Raw genomic sequence first — 22123 nt, forward strand, 5'->3', positions numbered from 1 at the left:
ATTGAAGCAGTTCGATGCCTATTTCTAACTTCCGGCGAAGGGACTACCAAAGATTCCAACGGCCAGTTCAGCCCAGATTAGGAATAATCCAATTAGGATTATTGCGCAGGCAATGATTCTGCTTTTCATAGTGTGTAATTTCCTTAAGGCATATTCTATTGCCAGCCCGGTACTAAAAAGCAGTATTCCTATAATTACAAAATCTCGGATATCCCAGTCTACACCTTCAGCTCCAAGCTGCATGGCGAAGAAAGGGATAGAGAGGATTGCTGCAGCAATTCCTAAAATGATGATCAGTCTTGTGTTTTTCATGATATGTATTTTTAGTTGATTATGATTAATCCCAAAGTCCAACCTGGGCAAGTGCAAAGATCAAAGCAAGCCAGAAAGAGGCTGCGAAAACCAAAAGGCAGCATATCTTGGCGAGCACATTCCTGATGCCATTTGGTTTGAAAAAGTCATTGAGGAAATAATAGCAGATGCCCGCACCGAATCCTGAGATAGCTGTTGTTGTAAGTGCAATCCAGATGAGGTTTCCTTCGTTTCCAAATATCATGATTAGGAAGCTGGTTAGCAGAATAGCAATAGCGGCAGCGCTTATGGCTCTTTTAATAAGCAAACCAGTTTCAATTTTGTAGTTTAATGGATCTTGTAAAGTCATAATTTTAGTTTTTAGTTAATTTAAGTACTTTGAAATTCAAAGTTGATTGATAAAAAAATATAGTTCGTATTCGTATTTAAATTTAATTCTTCAAATCACTTTTGGTGTTCAGGAGTTTTTCCAGTGCATCCAAATGTTCCTGGAACGCTTTTCTGCCCTTGTCTGATGCTATATATCTTGTATTCGGCTTTCTGTCTATAAAAGACTTTTCAACTTTAATATATTTCTCCTTTTCGAGTGCTTTGGTGTGGCTGGCGATATTGCCATCGGTTGCTCCCAGCAGCTCTTTCAGAGTTTTAAAATCAGCATGGTCGTTCACCATCAGTACGCTCATGATTCCGAGTCGTATTCTATGATCAAAAGCCTTATTTATATTGCTAATTATATTCTTCATTCAGCACTTTTTCTGTCATATTTATTATGCATCCAAATGCCATAAATAATATGAAAGAGTCCAAAACCAACTGCCCAAAAGTATAATCCAAAACCTATGAACTGTGTGGCCACAAGACCGAGTAACAAATTTGCGTAACCCAGGCCTTTCAGGTCTGCAAAGGTATATTTACTTGCGTGAATTAAAGCCAGTCCGTAAAAAATTAAAAGGCAGGGGGCGATCAAACCAATAATTCCATACTGCAAAAGTACCAGGCAGAAAGCTCCACCGGCCGCCAGAGGCGCGAAAAAATTAATGACCAGCCTTTTGCTCGTACTGTCCCAGATCTTTTGGTCGTTCTTTTTTGCTTTCCGCGTGGTTAGGAATATTGCGGTACTAATAGCCAGAATTAGCACCACGATGGCAATTAATAGTAATTGCTGAACAAGTTCACTGTTTATATATTCTGAAGCTGTTACGTCATAATCATAATTGTGATCCCTGCTATCAGAAATGATAATTCTCGCAGCAATTGCTCCTAATATTGCATAGCATCCCGCAAAAACTCCGGAAAGACCACTTAAGGATATGAACCGCGAAGAGCGATTCATCATATTTTTGATCTCGCTGAGATCTTTAAGATACTTTTCGTTTTCCATTTTAAAGTACTTTGAAAAACAAAGTAAAATAAAAATTTTTATTATCAACGCTTAAATTTTAAATATTTTGCTGGTGCTTTCTTTTCCGCAGATAATTCCGAACTTTATATAAAATTGAAAAGTTATGAAGAAACTGGCCTTTTTAATTGCTGTGATGATCAGCATTCCAACTTTAAAATCTCAGGAATTAAAGGTGATGACCTATAATATTAAGTATGCAAATGAGAATGATGGCGAAAACAGCTGGTCTAAAAGAAAGGACTGGATCACAGATCAGATTCGATTTTATGAACCTGATGTCCTGGGAGTACAGGAAGCGGTGAAGTCTCAGCTGGATCATTTTTCCGGGTATATGAAAAATTATAAAGTACTGGGTGTGGGCAGAGAAGGAGAAAACAAAGGTGAGTTTAGCGCCATCCTGTATAATGTTGACAAACTGGTGGTTTTGTCTTCAGATACATTCTGGTTATCCGAAACTCCTGAAAAAGTGAGCAGGGGATGGGATGCCGATTTTAACAGGATCTGTACTTATGCTTTATTTCAGGATAAGGAAACAGGAAAGGAATTCTATGTTTTCAATACGCACTTTGATCATGTTGGCGAAAAGGCACGGCTGGAAAGTTCCAGGCTTATCTTAAAAAAGATCGCAGAATTGAATAAAGATGAAATCGCGGTATTTTTAATGGGAGATTTTAACCTGGAACCGCAAACCGAAGGAATTGAAATTATATCGAAAGAACTGGAGAGATCGAGAGAAAAAGCAGCGCTGACTTTTGGACCGGTGGGAACTTTTAATGGCTACAAGTTTGACGAAAAGGTTACCAGAAGGATCGATTATATTTTTAGTAATGAGAAAGTCAGTATTAAAAAGTTTGCTGTACTTACAGATTCTAAAGACCTGAAGTACCCATCAGATCATTTTCCTATTCTGGTTGTTGCCAGCATTCAATAGAATAAATCTAAATCGGTATTAAATAAAAAAGCCCCGCTATTGGCAGGGCTTTTTTATTTAATTTCTGAATTTATGCCTGTGGCGATTTGTTTTCCTGTGTCAATTCTATCATCATGCCGATCTCTTTCAGCATCTTTTCATTATTCCCGCTATAGCCAACCTTCTTGAAGTTCACTTTTCCCTGAGGGCCAACAATGATCTTAGTTGGAATACCATTGATCCCGAAATTGGAAGTAGTGGTGAAATCACGGCTTCCTTCAGCAACAGGTTGATCCATGATCACATGAAAATCGTAGTTTTCACCTTCTATAAAATCGCGTACCATTTTCTCACGAGTTTCACCATCTTCCCAGGTATTCACGAATAGAAATTCCACATTTTCATTATCGTCATATTTTTCCACCGCTTTCTGCATTCCGGGGAATGATTGTTTACACGGTCCGCACCAGGTAGCCCAGAAATCAAGAATAACAGTTTTACCTCTCATGTCGCTCAATTTTACCATATTTCCATCTAGATCGGTAAGTTCAAAATCCTCTGCCTTTTCGCTCAACATGTTTTTCTTTAGATCTTCTCTGAACTTCTTAGTCGCTTTTTCCTCAAGCTTTGCAAGGTAGGTTTCAAATTCTTCGGAATTATCATTCTCGGCATACGCTGTTTTTAAATAATCGGTCATTTCAGCATTTGCACGGTTTTCTGCGATAAATTCAGCTGCTTTCTCCTGGGCTTTCTTATATTTTCCAGCCTCGACAAGATATTGCACATATCTAGTGGTCATGTCGGCTCCAGATTCTTTGGAAAGTGCATCTTCCTGGGTGGCGATCGCACCTTCAAGGTCCCCCTGCTTGAACTGGATCAGGGCATAAGTATCTGAATACAAGGAATGGCTCCATTCCATTGCCCGATCATATTGTTTATTAGAATAGAACTCAGGTTTTTCTGAATAGTTTCCGGTAGCTGAAGAAATGATATCGATAGATTCTTTAGACATCTTTGCTGCGGTGTCCAGGTTTTCGCCATCTTCTGCCAGCTTCCAGGCCGTAGAATTGTAGAGTCTCGCTTTTTCTCGGGAATCATTTATTTGAGAAGCATATTTTTCAAAAGCTTCCCAGTTCTCTTCTTCAGCAAATTTAGCAGCTATAAGACGTAGCATTACGTCTTTTTCGTAAACCGATTTAGATCCAAATACTTGTTCAAAATCTTCCAGCACTTTGACCTGTTCGTCAGAAGACTCCGCCTCAAAAACCTTGATCATCCAACTGCGACGGGCCATTTCACTTTTCGGAAATTTTTCAGCTACTAATTTTGAGATAGAATCATTCTTGGCTCTATCATTTTTTAGAGCATACAATCCTGACAGCGCTTCATAATTTTCATAATTCAGAGAGTCCTTGGATTTATAATACTCCAATCTCTTATTAATATATTTATCTCCTTTTTCCTTGTTTGAAGCTATAAGGGCATTGGAATAGTCCACATCAAAACTTTCTTCGATCTCCGGATCTTCCTTAATGGCATTTTCCAGGATCGCGGCGATCGAATCATTTTCCAGCTTTACATCAAAAGAATTCGCCGCACGAGTAAAATAAACACCTTTAGTGGCCTTAGACTTTTTTAATTCATTTCCATCTTCATCATACAAGGAAAAAACATAGCCATTTTTCTCATTACTGTCATACTTATCGCCAGATTTAAAATTAAAAGCCATGGCATGAACGGTATCTGGAATACTGATCTTCCCATAAAGTGCGTTCGCAGAATCTTTCAGTTGAATATCAGTTGGATAATACTTTTTTCCGACGAGATAATTAACGGTTGCTTCAGGTGCTTCAGATTCCGGATTATTGTACTTGATTAAAACCTCTTCTCCCGGTTGTGGTTTGGATTTAGACAGGTAAAGATTTCCCATTTCCATACCTTCCTCTTTTTCCTTTTTTTCATCACAGGCAATTAAAGAAACCAGTACGGCAAGTGCCATAAATTTGGTCAAATTCTTCATAAATAGATTGTTATTTTGATTAATGAACTACTAAAACTAATGAATTTCAGGCAGTTTCAATCAATAATGAAGAACTTATTTCTGCTCACGTTTAGGGATGAAAAATTACTTGGCGATCCATAGTGGTATTTTTAAGCTCCTGTCGAATAGTTCATCTGCCACGCTTCCCACCAGAAGTGATGAAAATACATTACCACCTTTATCACCCACTACGAGAAGGTCACAGCCGGCTTTCTCAGCCTCCAGGGAAAGTCTTTCAGCAACGCTTACGTCTCTGCCACGAATGATCCTGATCTCAGTATTTTCGATCTTATTTTTTTTAAGAAATTTCTCGAATTTCTCCCGGGTATGTTTTTCGATCTTAGGTACCATTTCTTCCTTATCCAAATATGGAGTAAACTGCACCGGGACATTGTAGATGTGGCTGGCAGTGATCTTCGCATTTGTGATCTCCTTGATATTTTCGGCTACTTTAAATGCTTTTACTGATTCCCTTGAAAAATCTGTACCTGTCCAGATATTTTCCATTTTTAAACCTGCCTGAGAAGGAATGGAAAGAATATCACATTTAAGCATGCGCATCAATTTTTCTGAAACCACACCGGTGCCTTTATCTTTGGTTTTATTTCCCAGAATAACCAGGTCTATGGCGTACTTCCTGGCGATATAACTTACCAGTGATTCCGTATACGGATCTTCTGAAATCAAAACCTTCGTGGAAATATCGGCGGTAAATAAGCTGGAAACCTTTTCCTCGAGTTCTTCGCTAATCGCTTCTTCCAGGTTAAGGTTTTTTAACTGTTCCTGGAATAATTCTGAAATCTCATATTTCTTGATATTATGAACAAAATATACCTTTGATGGTTTCATCTTTTCGGCCATGAAAGAGGCGTACTTAATTAGATCATCATCAGTTGAAGTAAGATCCAGCGCGACCAGTATTTTATCTATATTTTTCATGATTGCTCTTTATTTTCTGAAGTTTTTAAGTTCCTTTTATTCACGATATCAGATACGATCTCTTCGTAATTCTCCATTTGCTTTTCAGATTTTTTCTCCTGAAGTTTTCGATGGTCTTCATTCAATCCTTTATATAGCGAATAACACATGATAAGGAGTATGATCGCAAAAGGTAATCCTGTGACAATGGTGGCGGTTTGCAAAGCCTGAAGTCCTCCGCCCACTAAAAGTACGGCAGCAACGGTTCCTTCGGTTACGGCCCAGAAGATTCTCTGTCCCACCGGAGCATCAATTTTTCCTCCTGAGGTCAAACTGTCAATCACTAAAGATCCTGAATCTGATGAGGTAATGAAAAAACCTGCGATTAGCAATACCGCTACGATATTAATAATCATTGTTAACGGGTAATCCTGAAAAAATACGAATAAAGCAGTTGCGATATCACTATTCACCGCCTCGCTTAAAACATCGTTTCCAGACATGATCTGGTTTATTGCCACGCTACCGAAAGCTGACATCCAGAAAAAGGTCACCAATGCAGGAACAAGTAAAACTCCGAGTATAAATTCCCGAATCGTACGTCCTTTGGAGATCCTGGCGATGAACATTCCCACAAAAGGGGACCAGCCTATCCACCAACCCCAGTAGAAGACGGTCCAGTCATTCTGCCAGCTGCCGTTGGTATATGTTTCACTCCAGGTGGAGATCTCCAGGAAATTATATAGATAGCTTCCCGTGTTTTCTACAAAAGACCGGAAAATGAATATTGTGGGTCCTAAAACCAAGGCGAGGATTAAAAGGACTACAGCAATTCGCATATTCCATTCACTTAGAATTTTAACCCCTTTATCAACCCCCAGAACCACGGAGGTCGTAGCTATAAGTGTGATCACTGCGATAATGAGGATCTGTGTGGTAATCCCATCTGGCAATCCAAAAACGTGATTCAATCCGGAAGCAATCTGCTGTACTCCGAACCCAAGCGAAGTTGCCAGCCCAAAAAGGGTAGCCAGTACTGCGAATATATCGATGATGTCACCAATTCTACCATAAATCCTGTCTCCCAAAAAAGGATAGAATATAGACCTGATAGTTAGTGGTAGTCCCCGCGTATACGTAAAATAACTTAGCGAAAGTCCTACCAATGCGTAAACTGCCCAGGCATGAAAACCCCAGTGAAGAAATGTGAAATTCATTGCTTCCTGGGCTGCCGCAGCGGTCCCAGGATCAGCTGTAGGAGGTGAATTAAAATGCATTACCGGTTCTCCAACTCCAAAGAATAATAATCCAATTCCCATCCCTGCGCTAAAAAGCATGGCGAACCAGGAATGTGTTTTGAATTCAGGTTTTGCCTTCTGACCCCCAATTCTCATATTCCCGAATTTCCCTGCAGCCAGGTAAATTAGAAATATTAAAAAGAGGTTGATGCATAAAATAAAGAACCAGTCAGCATTTTCTGCCACTCCATTTTGTAACTCAGAGAAGAAGCTTTCTGCCTGTTTCTTAAAGATAAGCGTCAGGGCAATGATTGCGATAATAATGAAAGACGAAGTGAAAAATACAGGCCCATTCACTTCCAGGCCAAATATTGATTTCTTTTCGTCGCTTCTAGTAACTTTTTCTGCCATAAAATTTTATTCGGTTAGTATTAAAAATAATAGCCAATATTGATGTTGAATCTGGCTTCCCATTTTGCGTCAGGATTTCCCGTAGAGAAATCGTCTACAAAATTTCCGCCAAGCCAGGAATGATTATATCCGGCTGCGTAATCAATATAAGTATACAAATGACCTGCGCTTACCAGCACACCGGTCACGTTCATAAAAGAATCTTCGAAAGTATCCAGTTTTTTATCCATATATCCAAAATCGTTATAGAACTCCAGGTTGCTTATCGGGCCTAACTTTACCGGAATGCTTTTAGAGAACGCCAGCGTATAGATATTAAAATCGGCGGCAACTTCATAAGGCACTCCATAAGCTCCCATTTGCAGAATATCATCAGATTCTCCTGGTAGATTTTTAGGGTCATTATTGATCGTCATCGCCTGCAGCTTTATATTCCAGTTGCTGAAATCTAACTCGTAATGCAGTGCCAACCCATTGTGCGAACCGGTCTTCTTTGTGTCAAGATTATAAAGTCCGCCATATTGAGCGGAAAAACCAACCCGGTTTTTAATGCTATCTCCAAATTTATAGATCAGCTTTCCATTGAACTGATTTATTTCTTTATTTCGGCCAACTACATCATATGAATACCTGTTTGGAGATGTTTCTGTATCGCCACCAAACTGAAGCTCTTCTGAATTCTTGTAAAATGCAAGATCGTATTCAAATTTATCTCCCTCGTGCACGTACTTTACACCCATATCGTGGTCATCTTCCAGACCAAAATAATAGGTAAGGTTAAAGAACCAGTTATGTGAATTGTATTGCTGAATTCCAAAAGGAACCTGGTTTAGTCCAACCTGGATCTCATCCCGTTCATTGAATCTATATCCAACCCAACCCTGCTTCATAAAACCGCCACCAAAAGCTTCAGAATATAGTCGATATTCGGCGTTTAAGTAAATGTCTTTCCAGGCAGCATCAAAATTTACCCGGAACATATCATAGCCAAAATCACCTCCGCGCTCTTTCTGACCATCTTTCCAGGAAGAAAGATTGTAATTGAATCTTAGCGCACCTCCAACATGTATCTCAGGTTTTTCCTGAGCCTGTAACTGAAATTCCGGAAGGAACATCAGTAATAATAGGATAGTGACCAGCGGAACGCCGGAAAAAGTAGTAATAGGTCTTCGCATTGTAGGGAAATATTGCTTGAAGCGATAATTTACTTCGAATTTCCCTCTTTAGACCTAAGCGTTTTTAAATTTTAAGATTTTTTTTGGATTCGGCCGGATCTGCAATTTTTCAAATTCAGGTTTAAAATTTTTGAACTTTCCAGATAGAAAATAAAAAAGTCCTGTGAATTCACAGGACTTATAGAATTATAGATCTAATCGGGGATCATTGGGATCTCCCGGCTTATCCGGATTGTTCGGATTTGCAGGATCATTAACATCTCTCGGTGGATTGGTAGATGATGCTCTGTTAGTTGAATCTGATGTGTTCGATGATTTTATGGATTTATCATCTTTGAATTTCTGAATGATCTCTTTAAAGTGTTCACCTGCAGCTTCACGACCTCCAAGTCCATAGCTGAGGGCCACTGCAACGGCGATCGCACCTAGAATCAGACCAAAAGCTAATTCTACGATCTCATTGGCAATACCCATGGTGCGTAATGCGATTGCGAGGAATAGCGCTAATGAAGCCCATCTAACAACGCTGGCAATAAAGTTATTGCTACGCGATTTACTCATTGTATTATAAATTACCATGGAAATATAATTTCCAACGGCAAGTATGATGAGACCAAAAATGATCTGTCCTGTCACTTCCAGGATCTGATCCAGGGTTTCGCTTAAATGTTCAAGTCCCAGGATATCTACTGCTGTGATTATTCCAAAGAAAACAAGGAAAAAATAAATAAGGTTTGCTACGATCTTAGAAAGCGACTGGTTTGCACCGATCATGTTATGGATCTGGATCTTTTCAGCAGCTCTGTCCAATCCTAAACTTTTAAATAGGTCTTCCAGGAAATTTGCCAGATAACGTCCTCCCCAGATAAAAATGATCAGGATCACTGCTGCTATTAAAATCTCACCTATGAGATTAGTAAAATCTGTAAGGATATCATTCGCCGGTCCGGAAATCGCTTCCAGTTCCAGGGCATTGAAGGCCTGAATAAGAAAAGGTATAAAGATCACGATAAAAACGATCTTCTTGATAATGTCAATGATCTGGGTTGTGTCTTTAAAACCTGTTTTATCTACAAGCCTGTCCAGAAATCCTCCCGTGATATTGATAAGGTTGGAAACAAATTTGGCCAGTAAATATCCGATAAAAGCTATAAGTACTGCTCCTACAAGATTTGGAATAAAGCCAAGGAACTCTCCCACCATATTTTCCAGAGGAGTTAGAACCTGGTTGACTCCAAGAATTTCCAGAACCACCATAATCACAATGATCATGATCACGTAATAGAAAATGTTAGCTATAAATACGTTGGAATCTCCTACGTTGGTTCGGGATAAAACTTTCTCATCCCAGTGGGTTTTTTTCAGCAAGCGGATTATTAATGCTTTTATTCCTTTAGCGATAAGCCATCCTATTAAAAGAACAAGTAAGGCACCAATAAGATCGGGAAGAAAATTGCCAATTCTCTCCGCGAAATATTCCAGTTCATTTTTCATAATTAATATTGATTAAGTTAGTTTCACTTAATATACTGCATATGAAAAGGAACAAATATTTGATTAACAATAGTTTAAGCCTTTGTTTGTAAAAGCTTAATATTCTAACGATGGGCTATAAAAAAACCTCCCGAGAGAGATTTTCTGGATTCAAATATTTATAAAGGGCTCCGCGCTTTTAATTATAAAGAATTTACCGTTTTCCTGATGGCAACCAGGTTGCTCAATAATTTTTCGAGATGAGCTAGATCCAACATATTGGCGCCGTCACTTTTAGCATTTGCAGGATCAAAATGCGTTTCGATGAACAATCCATCTACTTTATTTACAATACCTGCGCGAGCAATGGTTTCAATCATATCTGGCCTGCCTCCAGTAACTCCGCTACTCTGGTTGGGTTGTTGTAAAGAATGGGTAACATCAAGAACCGTTGGTGCAAATTCACGCATGGTTGGAATTCCGCGGAAATCAACGATAAGATCCTGGTAGCCGAACATAGTTCCACGGTCGGTTACCATTACCTGCTCGTTATTGCAATCGGTCACCTTGGTCACCGCATGTTTCATAGCTTCCGGGCTCATAAACTGGCCTTTTTTCAGGTTGACTACTTTACCGGTTTCGGCCGCGGCAACCACAAGATCTGTTTGTCTAACCAGAAAAGCAGGAATTTGAAGAACGTCTACATATTCAGCAGCCAGGCTGGCGTCTGAAATTTCATGAATATCGGTAACGGTTGGGATATTGAAAGTTTCAGAAACCTTACGCAGGATCTTTAGCGCCTTTTCATCACCTATACCCGTGAAACTGTCAATTCTGCTTCGGTTTGCTTTTTTAAATGAACCTTTAAATACATAAGGAATTTCGAGTTTATCGGTAATATCCACCACTTTTTCTGCAATCCTCAGGGCCATTTCTTCATCTTCTATCGCACAAGGGCCGGAAAGAAGAAAGAAATTATTGGAATTGATATGTTTCAGGTTCGGAATTTTGCTTAGATCCATTTCTTATAATTTGTGGCAAAGATAACTGAATTAATAGCGTGTTCCAATTTGAATAAAATTTCTCGTCGGCTAATTTTCCTTAAATTAGAAGGTCTTTTAATTTAATAACAAGGTTATGAAAATTCATGAATTTCTGATCCCCCAATTGCAGCAGGAAGTAGCACTAACTGAAAAATTTCTTAAACGGATTCCGGAAGATGAAATGGGGTGGAGGCCTCATGAAAAGTCTATGAGCATAAAGGAACTGGCGAATCACCTTGCAGAAATCCCGGCATGGATCACTGCTACGATGGAAAAGCACAGTATGGATCTCACCGGATATAAATCACCGGCAAAAGATTCAATTAAAGAAATTATCGAATTATTAAAAGAAAATAATGCTGAAGCTGAAAAAGCTCTGCAAAAACCGGATGAAGAATATAGAAAAACCTGGAAGATGATCGTAAATGGTGAAACGGCCATGGAAATGCCAAAATTCAATGTTTTGCAGTCTATAGTAATGAACCAGTTTCCACATCATAGGGCACAACTTGGGGTTTATTTCAGGTTGCTGGATATTTCAGTACCATCAACTTATGGTCCTTCTGCCGATGAATCTTAAATAAAAAAAACCGCCATTAAGGCGGTTTTCAATAATTGGTTAGTCATAATACTACATATCATCCAGCTCGCCACAGGCAACTGGAATTGTAGCTACATACTCATCATTATTATTCAGTCCGTGTAGAACGATCACCCTGTCATCAAGGTCATCAAGTTCTTCAGCAGTAGGAACACCGTTTTCTCCAAGCATGAAAGTTTTTTCATAAGAAATGTTTCCGTCGGCATCGGCCATTGGGAAATCATCTAAAGGAAGAAGAACTTCCCCATAAAATGGAGCACCTTCAGGAATCGTAATGATACCATCATCATCTGTATCTGCGGATGCAGGAGGACAGGTAGCATCCTCTCCATTAGATAATCCGTGAATATGCTGAGGGTGAGCTTCGTTTGGAACCATTCCCTGAGCTATAACATTCACAGTTAGCATATCACCCTGAACAGTTACGGTTGCCGTACCGCTAGCTCCAGAATCGTTTATAGATCCTAATTGAGCTTCATAAGACATCATCGTTTCCATGTTCTCATTGTCATCGTCGTCATCACAACTTGCAATCCCAAGTGCAAGAACAGATAGAAATAAACCTTTAATAATTTTCATAATAATTCATTTTGTTTGGCTCAAAACTAGAATTCAGAAGAGGCCTATTCAAATAATTTAAAAGCCTTTAACAGGATAAGTTTTCAGGTTTAACAGTGACGAAATTCATTTAAATTTTAATCTGTTTGGACATCAGTTAACTAGCGATGAAATTTGAAAAATCACGATATTTTGAAATTAACTTTTTTAGGAGAGTTTTTAAGCTTTCGCCAATTCCTGCAGATTTCAGCAATCTGAATGAAGAGGCGGATATTAAATTTGGTTTTAAACATATTGATTATCAGTAAATTAAAATCTTTTAAAACAACGCTTGTTTAGCGAAAAATAGCTGTACATTTGCAGCCTTAAAAATAAGGCTTCATGACAGCTATTAGAAATATCGCGATTATCGCACACGTTGACCACGGTAAAACTACCCTGGTTGATAAAATTATGCATCACTGTGAATTGTTCCGTGATAACCAGTCTACGGGTGAACTTATCCTGGATAACAATGACCTTGAAAGAGAACGTGGAATTACCATTACTTCCAAGAACGTTTCGGTAACTTATAAAGATACCAAGATCAATATCATTGATACTCCTGGTCACGCCGATTTTGGTGGAGAAGTGGAACGTGTACTAAACATGGCCGACGGTGTTCTATTGTTGGTAGATGCTTTTGAAGGACCAATGCCGCAAACCCGTTTCGTTTTGCAGAAAGCAATCGACCTTGGTTTGAAGCCATGTGTGGTGGTAAATAAAGTTGATAAAGAAAACTGTACTCCGGAAGAAGTTCATGAAAAGGTCTTTGACCTTATGTTTGAACTTGGTGCTGAAGAATGGCAGCTGGATTTCCCAACCGTTTACGGTTCGGCGAAGAACAACTGGATGAGTGACGACTGGAGAAATGAAACTGATAACATTGAGCCTCTTCTTGATATGGTGATGGAACATATTCCTGCGCCTAAAGTAGACCTTGAAGGAACTCCGCAAATGTTGATCACATCTTTAGACTTCTCCTCTTTTACAGGGCGTATCGCAATTGGACGTTTACAAAGAGGAACGTTGAAAGAAAACCAGCAGGTTTCTCTTGTGAAGCGTGACGGAAGCATTAAGAAAACAAAGATCAAAGAGATACATACTTTTGAAGGACTGGGACGTAGAAAAGTAGAATCTGTTCAGGCAGGTGATATTTGTGCGCTGGTAGGACTGGAAGGTTTTGAGATTGGTGATACTGTTGCCGATTTTGAAAATCCTGAAGGCCTTAAAACTATCAGGATCGATGAGCCAACCATGAGTATGCTTTTCACGATCAACGATTCTCCTTTCTTTGGAAAGGATGGTAAGTTCGTTACTTCTAGACATATTAAGGAAAGACTTTACAAAGAACTTGAGAAGAACCTTGCGCTTCGTGTAAACGAAACCGATAGTGCCGATAAATTCCTTGTATACGGTCGAGGTGTACTTCACTTATCTGTTCTTATTGAAACCATGAGACGTGAAGGCTACGAACTTCAGATAGGTCAGCCACAGGTTATCATTAAGGAAATTGACGGAGTTCAGTGCGAACCTGTTGAGGAACTTACGATAGATCTTCCGGAAGATGTTTCAGGAAAAGCTGTAGAAATGGTGACCATGAGAAAAGGGGAGATGCTGAGCATGGAAGCAAAGGGAGAAAGAATGAACATCCAGTTCCTTATTCCATCCAGAGGTATCATCGGTCTAAGAAACCAATTGCTTACTGCAACTGCAGGTGAAGCGATCATGGCTCACAGATATAAAGAATACCAGCCGTTAAAAGGAGGGATTCCTGAGCGCCAGAATGGTTCTTTGGTTTCTATGGAAAAAGGTAAAGCGATTCCTTATTCTATTGATAAACTTCAGGACAGAGGTAAATTCTTTGTAGATCCGGGAGAGGATATTTACGAAGGCCAGGTGATCGGGGAGAATTCACGTCAGGATGATATGGTGGTGAACATCACGAAAACCAAAAAGCTTTCTAACGTGCGATCTTCAGGAGCAGATGATAAAGCGAAGATCGTACCTGCGATTAAGTTTTCTTTAGAAGAAGCACTGGAATATATTCAGAAAGATGAATATGTTGAAGTTACTCCGAATCACCTTAGACTTAGAAAAGTTCTATTGACTGAAAATGAAAGAAAAAGATCCAAAGCGATCTAATTGAAATTATATATTATTGAAAAGCCTGCCGGAAGGTGGGCTTTTTTGTGCGGTTAAACTGCACTGGAGACTTCATCTTTCGGTGATTATTAAAAATTCTCCGATAGGTTTCTGAAAATATTCTGTAGAAAATGGATAAATCTGTATTAAAAGGAGCGATCCTGGTTGCGCTGGGCGCATGTAGTTACGGTATGCTTACCACCTTTGTAAAATTAGCTTATCAAGATGGCTATACTTCCCAGGAAGTTACTTTCTCACAGATGGCTCTCGGTCTTATAGGACTTTTAGTCATCAACCTCTTCGTGCGTAAAAAAGATAATGCCGTTACCGGAATTTCCAGAAAGCGTAGTAAGATGAAATTGATTGCCGCGGGTACCACTTTAGGTTTTACCAGCATGTTCTACTATCTCGCCGTAAAATATATTCCCGTTTCTATTGGAATTGTCATGCTTATGCAAAGTGTCTGGATGGGTGTCGTGTTGGAGACCATCGTAAAGAGAAAATTTCCGGGAATGAAAAAGATTATTGCGGTTATCGCGATTTTAACCGGAACCTTGCTGGCAACGAATGTTTTAAAAGATTCTTTTGAAATTGACTGGAGAGGAATTGGCTGGGGTATGCTGGCTGCTATGTCTTATACCGGTACCATTTACTGTTCCAATACTGTTTCGCTTGAACTGCATTCTCTGAAAAGAAGCTTATGGATGATGCTGGGTGGTTTTATAGTAGTTAGTTTGATAACATTTCCATCTTTGATCTCAGGTTTTAATATCGATATTTTTGGAAGCTGGGGCTTGATACTGGCTCTTTTTGGAACTATTCTGCCACCACTTTTATACACCGCCGGAATGCCAAAAATCGATGTTGGTTTAGGGGCTATTATTTCCTCAATTGAATTACCAGCAGCAGTGCTAATGGCATATTTTTTACTGAATGAACAGGTTGACCTGGCGCAATGGCTCGGAATTGTTCTGATATTACTGGCTGTGGTTCAAATGAACCTGAAGAAAAGTAAGCATGTTAAGGTTAAAGCCGATTGATTCGGTATAGCTAAACTTAGAAAGTTTAACCGGTATAATTCTGATGCGCGGCAAGTGCTGCCCCCAGAATTCCGGAACTGTTTCTTAATTCAGCCGGGACCAGTTTTGTATCTACTTCAAGATATTTTTCGAACTTTTTCCAATCGTTGGAAATTCCCCCTCCAACTAGAATGGCGTCGGGGTTCAAAATTTTATGAATGTAGTTCAGGAATTTGTTGAATCTCAAAGCCCATTCTTTATAGCTTAGATTCTGTTCGGTTTTAATGGAAGAAGCTGCCCATTCTTCGATCTTTTCAAATTCGCGATAAGGGATCTGGCCGAGTTCAAAATTCGGGATAAGTTTTCCATTAAGGTAAGCACCGCTTCCCAATCCAGTTCCCACGGTAATCATCAGGATAAATCCATCTGCGTTTTTCCCTGCTCCAAATTTTACTTCTGCAAGTCCTGCCGCATCTGCATCATTTATCACGGTAAAATTTAGCCCTGTAATTTCTTCAAATAGGGAATCCACATCTACATTCAACCATTTTTTGCTAAGGTTTCCTTCGTGTTTGCAAATACCTTTTTTTACAATTGTTGGAAATCCACATCCAACCATCCCATCATAATTGAAACGGGCCACCATTTCTTTTACGGCATTTGCTATTCCTTGAGGCTCCCTATTTGCAGGAGTCGGAATTCGATGCGTCAAAGTTTTCAGTTCTCCTGTGTTTACATCCACTATGGCTCCTTTTAGACTTGAACCACCTATGTCTATTCCCAGTATTTCCATTGAATAATTTGAAGACTTACAAGTTATCAAAAATGATATTCTTCAGGAAGAAATTTGGAGGAATGTTTAAATTTTTAAATCAATTATATGATTTCTAAGCTTCAGTATTCTTGTTGTTCACCGAAACGATCATGGAAATAAGAATGAGAATATTGGCGATGATGCGAAGAAAGAATCCGGTATCAAAATCGTCTGGATAAGCATGCCACAAATTCGCGATTATCAGAATTACTGATAATACCAATACGATCCATGCAGCCTTTTTATTTTTCATTAAACAGATTTCTGCACCACCTCGAATACGCGCTGTCCATCACATTTCAAAGTTTTGGAAGGATATTTAAGAAGAAGTGCATAATCATGAGTTGCCATAAGAATGGTATTTCCATTTCTACTTATCTCCTGAAGCACTTCCATGACTTCTACCGAAGTCTGCGGATCCAGGTTTCCGGTAGGCTCATCTGCCAGAATTAATTCCGGGTCGTTAAGCAAAGCCCTGGCGATAGCAACACGCTGCTGCTCACCTCCAGAAAGCTGGTAAGGAAATTTAAAGCCTTTGGTCTTCATGCCTACTTTATCCAGTACTTCATCGATCTTGCTGTCCATACCTTTTTTGTCTTTCCAGCCGGTTGCTTTTAAAACGAACAAAAGGTTGTCCTTTACATTTCTATCGGTAAGTAATTTGAAATCCTGAAATACCACACCAAGTTTTCTGCGCAGAAATGGAATATCTTTTTCCTTTAGTGTTCTAAGGTTGAAATCCACAATTTGGCCTTCACCTTCGGTAAGGGGTAGATCTCCGTAAAGAGTTTTCATGAAACTACTTTTTCCTGTTCCGGTTTTCCCGATAAGGTAAACGAAATCACCTTTATAAACAGTTACGTCTACTTCAGATAAAATTAGGCTTTCACGTTGGTAGATGGCCGCGTTTTTTAGTTCCAGAACAGTTTCAGGCATGAAGTTATTGGTTTAATTCAGTATTTTCAATTCGTATTTCAGCTCCGGGATAGAACCCTAGAATCATAGTTTTATTGTGAAAAATAAGTAGATCTTATGAGGATCAGTTTCCCGGTTTAAGCATCCAAATATACATTTTTCAGCAGGTGCTTACATACTTTTTTTTCCATTAACATAATTATAAAACTTTCTCAGCGTTATAGAAGCAAGCTTTAAATTATCTTTGAATTCCAATCTAAAATACAATAAATGACACTTAAGAGAGCTTATCTGCTAGTCGTTTTTATATCTATCTCATTTTCCGGTATTTGTCAGCAAACAGCTGCATATACTCACGCGTTAGTCGACTTTAACCGTGCTTTGGAATTATATAATAATGAACAATATCTGGCGGCCCAGAAACTTTTTGATGAGGTTAAGGATGATACCAATGATGAAAAGATCAAGGGAGACGCAGCCTATTATATCGCCAATGCTGCGGTAAGATTGAATCAGCCTGGTGCAGACAGGTTGATGGAAAATTTTGTGACCAGATATCCCACTAGTACTAAAACCAATTCAGCTTACCTGGATGTAGCCGATTATTACTTTCAAACAGGAAAATATTCTTTATCCAGAAAATGGTACGATAGAGTAGATGAGAAAGCTATGAGCCGCAAAGACAGGGAGCGTTTTTATTTCAATAATGGTTATGCATACTTCAGGTCTAACCAGTTTGATGAAGCTCAAACTTATTTAAATCGTGTTCGTGATTCCAAGGAGTATGGAGCACAAGCCAAATATTATCTAGGATATATCGCTTATGAAGGTGACGATTACGAAGAAGCGAATGAATATTTTGAAGAAGTAAAAGGGAATGATCGTTATACCGAAGATCTCTCCTATTTCCAGGCGGATATGAACTTCAAGCTGGGGAATTTTGAAAAAGCTATCGAACAGGGTTTGGAACAGCTTCCAAAGGCGAATCGCCAGGAAATCCCACAATTGAACAAGATTATCGGGGAAAGTTATTTCAACCTTGAAAAATATGAAGAAGCAATTCCTTATTTGAAAGGATACAACGGACTGCGCGGAAAATGGAACAATACAGATTATTACCAGTTAGGATATGCTTATTACAAGCAGGGAAATTATGAAGCGGCGATCAATGAGTTTAACAAGATCGTAGACGGGAAAAATGCCATCGCGCAGAATGCTTATTATCATTTAGCGCAATCTTACCTGGAGTCCGATCAAAAACAGCAGGCTTTGAATGCATTCAAAAATGCTAGCGAAATGGATTTTGATGCAAAGATCCAGCAGGATGCGATGCTTAATTATGCAAAGCTTAGCTACGAGATCGGGAACTCTTACGAGAGTCCGTCGCAGGTTTTAATCAATTACCTGAACAAATATCCAGATTCAGATAAGCGCCAGGAAATGGAAACTCTGCTTATCGATTCTTTTATCACTTCCAAGAATTACGAGGAAGCGATGAGATTGCTGGAGAATAACAGGAATTTCAGCGATAAGCAGGCGTATCAGAAAGTGGCTTATTACTACGGACTGGAACTTTTTGAAGAAGGAGATTATTACGGGGCTATCGAGAATTTCGATAAAGCATTAAAAGAGCCTAGAGACCAGAATATCACCGCCAGAGCAACTTTCTGGAAAGCCGAAAGTGAATACAATATCAATAGAATGGATGATGCCATTCTGGGTTATCGCGAATTCAAAGGAATGAGCGCGGCAAGAAATACAGATGAATATGAAGATCTGGACTATAATATTGGTTATGCCTATTTTAAAAAGAATGATTATTCTCAGGCTGTAAATTATTTCAAATCCTATGCTTCCAGTGCAAATGCTGAAGGAGCTAAGAAAAATGATGCCTTGCTAAGACTTGGTGATACTTACTACGTGACCAGCCAGTACTGGCCGGCTATGGAAGCTTATCAAAATGCCATTAATAATGGAGTGAGTAATGCTGATTATGCAGCTTTTCAGAAAGCGATTAGCTACGGTTTTGTGAATAGAAATGATACCAAGATTGAGGAACTGAACAGCTTTACCGGGAAATATCCACGTTCGCCTTACCGGGACGACGCGATGTATGAGCTAGGAAATACTTATGTGGCTACTAATAACACCGGCCAGGCAATTCAATCTTATAACAGGTTGATAAGAGATGTTCCGGAAAGCGCGCTGGTTCCTAAAGCCATGTTGAGACAAGGTCTTATTTATTATAACAACAATGAAGGGAATAAAGCTCTTGAAAGATTAAGAAAGATCGTTGCGGAATATCCAAATACTCCGGAAGCAAAGCAGGCCGTATCTACCGCCAGGAACGTTTATGTAGATCTTGGTAGAACCGATGAATATGCAAACTGGGTAAGAAATATTGATTTTGTGGAAGTGAGTGATTCAGATCTTGATAACACCACTTATGAAGCGGCAGAAAATCAATACCTGAATAATAATAACGCCAAGGCGATCGCAAATTTTGAAAAGTATATTCAGAATTTCCCTAATGGAATTCATTCGATCAATGCCAATTTCTACCTGGCGCAATTGTATTATAGAGAAGGACAGGTTGAAAAATCCATTCCGAATTATAAATATGTAACCTCTAAGCCTAAGAATGAATTTTCGGAACAGGCCCTGGCAAGATTATCCCAGATTTACCTCGAGAAAAAGGATTATTCTCAGGCACTGCCTTTACTTGAAAAATTAGAAAAGCAGGCAGATAATGAGCAAAATGTGGTATTCGCTCAGCAAAACCTGATGAAGTCTTATTACGAAACAGGTAATTTCAATAAAGCGAATGAATACGCTGAAAAAGTATTGAATAATTCTACCGCTGAAGCTGCTGCACGTAATGATGCCAGGATTATGGTTGCCAGAGCGGCGATCCAATCAGGGAATGATAACAAAGCACGTTCAGCTTATAAAGAAGTGCAGAAAACTGCGACCGGGGAACTAGGTGCAGAAGCACTTTATTACGATGCTTACTTTAAAAACAAGGATGGTAATTATGAAGCTTCAAATGCTGCCGTACAGGTGCTGGCTAAAGATTTTTCAGGATATAAATTATGGGGAGCAAAAGGACTTGTACTTATGGCTAAGAACTTTTACGCTCTTGGAGATGCTTACCAGGCAACTTATATTCTGGAAAACGTAACCAAGAATTTTCAGAAATATCCAGAAGTGGTAAAAGAAGCACAAGCCGAATTATCCAGGATCAAAGCCCAGGAAGCAAAGACCAATTCTTCTGTAGAAACAAATAACTAAACTTAATCTAATAGATTCACTGCTATATGCGATTTAGAGCAATCAAGAAAAGTCTGTTTTTTAGCCTGTTCATATTTAGTGGGATCCTTTACGCCCAGGATCCTATAGGGAGCGAAACAGTAACCGTAGTTAAACCATATACGCCGTCTGTAAGAGACGCTAGCAAGATAAAAGCAACTCCAAGTAAAAGCGATTCTGTAAGCCTTCAGAAAAAACCGGTGCAATATTCAATATTTTCGGTTCCTGTGGCTTCAACCTTTACTCCGGTAAAAGGGCGAGCAACCACGGTGGAACGCGTGAGACCTCCAAAGGTTTATGACAATTATGCAACTTTAGGATTTGGAAATTATTCTAATGTCCTGGCGGAATTCTATTCCAACCTGGAAATAGACAGAAGCAGTAATTTCGGAGTCTTTCTGACTCATAATTCTTCCCAGGGAGGAATTGAGAATGTATATCTGGATGATAAATTCTACGATACAGAGCTAAACCTGAACTATAATACTAGAAACAGAGATCTTTCGTGGATGGCTGAAGTAGGAGGAGAGCATCAGCTTTTCAACTGGTACGGATTGCCAGATTATAATATCCCGGCAGATCCGGGTAACGATCCTACATTAAATAGTATTGACCCGTCGCAAAATTATTACTCCGTTTATGTTGGTAGTGAAATTGAGTTGTACGATTCCTTTTTCAATAGCGCCAATGCTCGTTTTCGTCATTCTGGAGATGCTTTTAGCACAGCGGAAAATCATTTTAATGCCGACGGACTTTTTGAACTCGAGATTGCTGAAGAATTGATCACTACAAAAGTTGGCGCTGATATCGTAAATGGAAAATTTGACCGTAGATATGATTCAAATGTTGGTTATGATTATACTTTCATGAACTTTAATATAACTCCGAGTTTGCTGATCTTAAGAGATGACCTGAGCATTAATCTTGGGGTGAATTTCGTATATGGAATGGATGTGGAAGGTAGTGATGGTAGCTTTTATATTTATCCTGCGGTAAATGCAAGCTACAGGCTGGCTGGAGATTATTTTACAGCGTACGCAGGAGTAGAGGGAGACCTGGAACAGAATTCTTATTATAATTTCTATCAGCAGAATCCTTATGTTTCTCCAACTCTTAATATCATGCCTACAGATAATGAGTACAAAGGATATCTTGGTGGTAAAGGTAAATTGAGCAATGCGGTTTCCTATAACGTAAGAGCAAGTTATCAATCGCAATACAATAAAGCGCTTTTCAAACGCAATTATGATGCGTCTACCTTAGAAGGCGAGCCTTATACATACGGTAACAGCTTTGAAGTGGTTTATGATGATGTGAATACACTTTCTTTCTATTCTGAACTGAATGTAGATGTAAATAGAAATTTCAGATTAGGGATCAATGCTGAATTCTTTGATTATAGTACAGATACACAGGCGGAAGCCTGGAATTTGCCAACCATGAAAGCAAGCCTTAATGCAGATTACCAGATCACTGAAAAATGGTATACTGGTGTAAACTTGTTTTATGTTGGGGAGCGTAAGGATGAGAACAGGTCTATAAGCCTGGTTTTTAATGATCCAATCGTAACTTTAGATAGTTATTTTGATGCCAATGCGCACTTAGGTTATAGATTCAATGACCGTCTATCTGCTTTCGTAAAAGGAAGTAACCTACTGGATAATAATTATCAGAAATGGATGGATTATGATGTACAGGGTATTCAGGCGTTGGCTGGAGTGACGTATAAATTCGATTGGGATTAAATCCCGGACAAAATTTTATAGAATAAGCCTCTCAAATGAGAGGCTTATTTATTTT

20 protein-coding genes are annotated in these 22123 nt (G+C 39.1%); 6 read left to right on the top strand and 14 right to left on the bottom strand.

What is annotated here, in order from left to right:
- Positions 1-24: 24 nt before the first annotated feature.
- From AC2S94_RS08495 to AC2S94_RS08510, 4 genes are all read right to left on the bottom strand, one after another.
- Entirely contained in the window at positions 25-312 is a 288-nt protein-coding gene (locus AC2S94_RS08495; protein WP_484628179.1) for a hypothetical protein, read from the bottom strand.
- Positions 313-337: 25 nt separating this feature from the next.
- Positions 338-661: a hypothetical protein gene (locus tag AC2S94_RS08500; protein WP_484628180.1), complete on the bottom strand. Its 324-nt coding sequence runs from the start codon at positions 659-661 to the stop codon at positions 338-340.
- An 82-nt stretch (positions 662-743) separates the two neighbouring features.
- A complete protein-coding gene (locus tag AC2S94_RS08505; protein ID WP_484628181.1) occupies positions 744-1055 on the bottom strand; it encodes a winged helix-turn-helix domain-containing protein in 312 nt (103 codons plus the stop codon).
- On the bottom strand, positions 1052-1693 hold the full coding sequence (locus AC2S94_RS08510) for a hypothetical protein (RefSeq protein WP_484628182.1): 642 nt from the start codon (positions 1691-1693) through the stop codon (positions 1052-1054). Before AC2S94_RS08510 ends, AC2S94_RS08505 begins: the two co-directional genes overlap by 4 nt.
- Positions 1694-1817: 124 nt before the next feature.
- Between AC2S94_RS08510 and AC2S94_RS08515 the strand changes: the two genes are divergently transcribed.
- Complete coding sequence (locus AC2S94_RS08515) at positions 1818-2645, top strand: endonuclease/exonuclease/phosphatase family protein (protein ID WP_484628183.1); 828 nt, start codon at positions 1818-1820, stop codon at positions 2643-2645.
- 70 nt (positions 2646-2715) lie between these two features.
- On the opposite strand, the gene AC2S94_RS08520 is transcribed toward AC2S94_RS08515, so the two are convergent.
- The 6 genes from AC2S94_RS08520 to kdsA form a co-directional block, all read right to left on the bottom strand.
- The gene (locus AC2S94_RS08520; RefSeq protein WP_484628184.1) at positions 2716-4644 is read right to left on the bottom strand and encodes a redoxin domain-containing protein; all 1929 of its coding nucleotides are present in this window, start codon (positions 4642-4644) and stop codon (positions 2716-2718) included.
- A 105-nt stretch (positions 4645-4749) separates the two neighbouring features.
- Positions 4750-5604, bottom strand: a complete 855-nt coding sequence (locus tag AC2S94_RS08525) for a universal stress protein (RefSeq protein ID WP_484628185.1) — start codon at positions 5602-5604, stop codon at positions 4750-4752.
- Positions 5601-7232, bottom strand: coding sequence for a BCCT family transporter (locus AC2S94_RS08530; RefSeq protein ID WP_484628186.1), 1632 nt, complete (start codon positions 7230-7232; stop codon positions 5601-5603). Before AC2S94_RS08530 ends, AC2S94_RS08525 begins: the two co-directional genes overlap by 4 nt.
- Before the next feature lie 20 nt (positions 7233-7252).
- On the bottom strand, positions 7253-8407 hold the full coding sequence (locus tag AC2S94_RS08535; RefSeq protein WP_484628187.1) for a hypothetical protein: 1155 nt from the start codon (positions 8405-8407) through the stop codon (positions 7253-7255).
- A 186-nt stretch (positions 8408-8593) separates the two neighbouring features.
- On the bottom strand, positions 8594-9901 hold the full coding sequence (locus AC2S94_RS08540) for a mechanosensitive ion channel (RefSeq protein ID WP_484628188.1): 1308 nt from the start codon (positions 9899-9901) through the stop codon (positions 8594-8596).
- A gap of 182 nt (positions 9902-10083) precedes the next feature.
- Positions 10084-10902 (bottom strand): 3-deoxy-8-phosphooctulonate synthase, encoded by an 819-nt coding sequence (gene kdsA, locus AC2S94_RS08545; RefSeq protein WP_484628189.1) that lies wholly within the window; start codon positions 10900-10902, stop codon positions 10084-10086.
- Between the two features lie 115 nt (positions 10903-11017).
- On the opposite strand from kdsA, the gene AC2S94_RS08550 reads away from it, so the two are divergent.
- On the top strand, positions 11018-11503 hold the full coding sequence (locus AC2S94_RS08550) for a DinB family protein (protein ID WP_484628190.1): 486 nt from the start codon (positions 11018-11020) through the stop codon (positions 11501-11503).
- A 51-nt stretch (positions 11504-11554) separates the two neighbouring features.
- On the opposite strand, the gene AC2S94_RS08555 is transcribed toward AC2S94_RS08550, so the two are convergent.
- Complete coding sequence (locus AC2S94_RS08555) at positions 11555-12103, bottom strand: CHRD domain-containing protein (protein ID WP_484628191.1); 549 nt, start codon at positions 12101-12103, stop codon at positions 11555-11557.
- Between the two features lie 360 nt (positions 12104-12463).
- On the opposite strand from AC2S94_RS08555, the gene typA reads away from it, so the two are divergent.
- Positions 12464-14266, top strand: coding sequence for a translational GTPase TypA (gene typA, locus AC2S94_RS08560; RefSeq protein WP_484628192.1), 1803 nt, complete (start codon positions 12464-12466; stop codon positions 14264-14266).
- A 131-nt stretch (positions 14267-14397) separates the two neighbouring features.
- Positions 14398-15306, top strand: coding sequence for an EamA family transporter (locus AC2S94_RS08565; RefSeq protein ID WP_484628193.1), 909 nt, complete (start codon positions 14398-14400; stop codon positions 15304-15306).
- Between the two features lie 25 nt (positions 15307-15331).
- On the opposite strand, the gene ppgK is transcribed toward AC2S94_RS08565, so the two are convergent.
- The 3 genes from ppgK to AC2S94_RS08580 form a co-directional block, all read right to left on the bottom strand.
- Entirely contained in the window at positions 15332-16078 is a 747-nt protein-coding gene (gene ppgK, locus AC2S94_RS08570; RefSeq protein ID WP_484628194.1) for a polyphosphate--glucose phosphotransferase, read from the bottom strand.
- A 94-nt stretch (positions 16079-16172) separates the two neighbouring features.
- Positions 16173-16352, bottom strand: coding sequence for a hypothetical protein (locus tag AC2S94_RS08575; RefSeq protein ID WP_484628195.1), 180 nt, complete (start codon positions 16350-16352; stop codon positions 16173-16175).
- Complete coding sequence (locus tag AC2S94_RS08580) at positions 16352-17035, bottom strand: cell division ATP-binding protein FtsE (protein ID WP_484628196.1); 684 nt, start codon at positions 17033-17035, stop codon at positions 16352-16354. Before AC2S94_RS08580 ends, AC2S94_RS08575 begins: the two co-directional genes overlap by 1 nt.
- A gap of 249 nt (positions 17036-17284) precedes the next feature.
- On the opposite strand from AC2S94_RS08580, the gene AC2S94_RS08585 reads away from it, so the two are divergent.
- The gene (locus AC2S94_RS08585; RefSeq protein ID WP_484628197.1) at positions 17285-20305 is read left to right on the top strand and encodes a tetratricopeptide repeat protein; all 3021 of its coding nucleotides are present in this window, start codon (positions 17285-17287) and stop codon (positions 20303-20305) included.
- A gap of 26 nt (positions 20306-20331) precedes the next feature.
- Positions 20332-22068, top strand: coding sequence for a TonB-dependent receptor (locus AC2S94_RS08590; protein WP_484628198.1), 1737 nt, complete (start codon positions 20332-20334; stop codon positions 22066-22068).
- Positions 22069-22123 lie beyond the last annotated feature (55 nt).

The organism is Christiangramia pacifica, assembly GCF_057221535.1.

Bases quoted from the DNA above. Each gene is read 5' to 3' on its own strand.
- AC2S94_RS08565 (WP_484628193.1), top strand. From the start codon at position 14,398: ATGGATAAATCTGTATTAAAAGGAGCGATCCTGGTTGCGCTGGGCGCA.
- AC2S94_RS08575 (WP_484628195.1), bottom strand. From the start codon at position 16,352: ATGAAAAATAAAAAGGCTGCATGGATCGTATTGGTATTATCAGTAATT.
- ppgK (WP_484628194.1), bottom strand. From the start codon at position 16,078: ATGGAAATACTGGGAATAGACATAGGTGGTTCAAGTCTAAAAGGAGCC.
- typA (WP_484628192.1), top strand. From the start codon at position 12,464: ATGACAGCTATTAGAAATATCGCGATTATCGCACACGTTGACCACGGT.
- AC2S94_RS08500 (WP_484628180.1), bottom strand. From the start codon at position 661: ATGACTTTACAAGATCCATTAAACTACAAAATTGAAACTGGTTTGCTT.
- AC2S94_RS08590 (WP_484628198.1), top strand. From the start codon at position 20,332: ATGCGATTTAGAGCAATCAAGAAAAGTCTGTTTTTTAGCCTGTTCATA.
- AC2S94_RS08510 (WP_484628182.1), bottom strand. From the start codon at position 1,693: ATGGAAAACGAAAAGTATCTTAAAGATCTCAGCGAGATCAAAAATATG.
- AC2S94_RS08580 (WP_484628196.1), bottom strand. From the start codon at position 17,035: ATGCCTGAAACTGTTCTGGAACTAAAAAACGCGGCCATCTACCAACGT.
- AC2S94_RS08540 (WP_484628188.1), bottom strand. From the start codon at position 9,901: ATGAAAAATGAACTGGAATATTTCGCGGAGAGAATTGGCAATTTTCTT.
- AC2S94_RS08505 (WP_484628181.1), bottom strand. From the start codon at position 1,055: ATGAAGAATATAATTAGCAATATAAATAAGGCTTTTGATCATAGAATA.
- AC2S94_RS08495 (WP_484628179.1), bottom strand. From the start codon at position 312: ATGAAAAACACAAGACTGATCATCATTTTAGGAATTGCTGCAGCAATC.
- AC2S94_RS08525 (WP_484628185.1), bottom strand. From the start codon at position 5,604: ATGAAAAATATAGATAAAATACTGGTCGCGCTGGATCTTACTTCAACT.
- kdsA (WP_484628189.1), bottom strand. From the start codon at position 10,902: ATGGATCTAAGCAAAATTCCGAACCTGAAACATATCAATTCCAATAAT.
- AC2S94_RS08515 (WP_484628183.1), top strand. From the start codon at position 1,818: ATGAAGAAACTGGCCTTTTTAATTGCTGTGATGATCAGCATTCCAACT.
- AC2S94_RS08535 (WP_484628187.1), bottom strand. From the start codon at position 8,407: ATGCGAAGACCTATTACTACTTTTTCCGGCGTTCCGCTGGTCACTATC.
- AC2S94_RS08550 (WP_484628190.1), top strand. From the start codon at position 11,018: ATGAAAATTCATGAATTTCTGATCCCCCAATTGCAGCAGGAAGTAGCA.
- AC2S94_RS08520 (WP_484628184.1), bottom strand. From the start codon at position 4,644: ATGAAGAATTTGACCAAATTTATGGCACTTGCCGTACTGGTTTCTTTA.
- AC2S94_RS08585 (WP_484628197.1), top strand. From the start codon at position 17,285: ATGACACTTAAGAGAGCTTATCTGCTAGTCGTTTTTATATCTATCTCA.
- AC2S94_RS08530 (WP_484628186.1), bottom strand. From the start codon at position 7,232: ATGGCAGAAAAAGTTACTAGAAGCGACGAAAAGAAATCAATATTTGGC.
- AC2S94_RS08555 (WP_484628191.1), bottom strand. From the start codon at position 12,103: ATGAAAATTATTAAAGGTTTATTTCTATCTGTTCTTGCACTTGGGATT.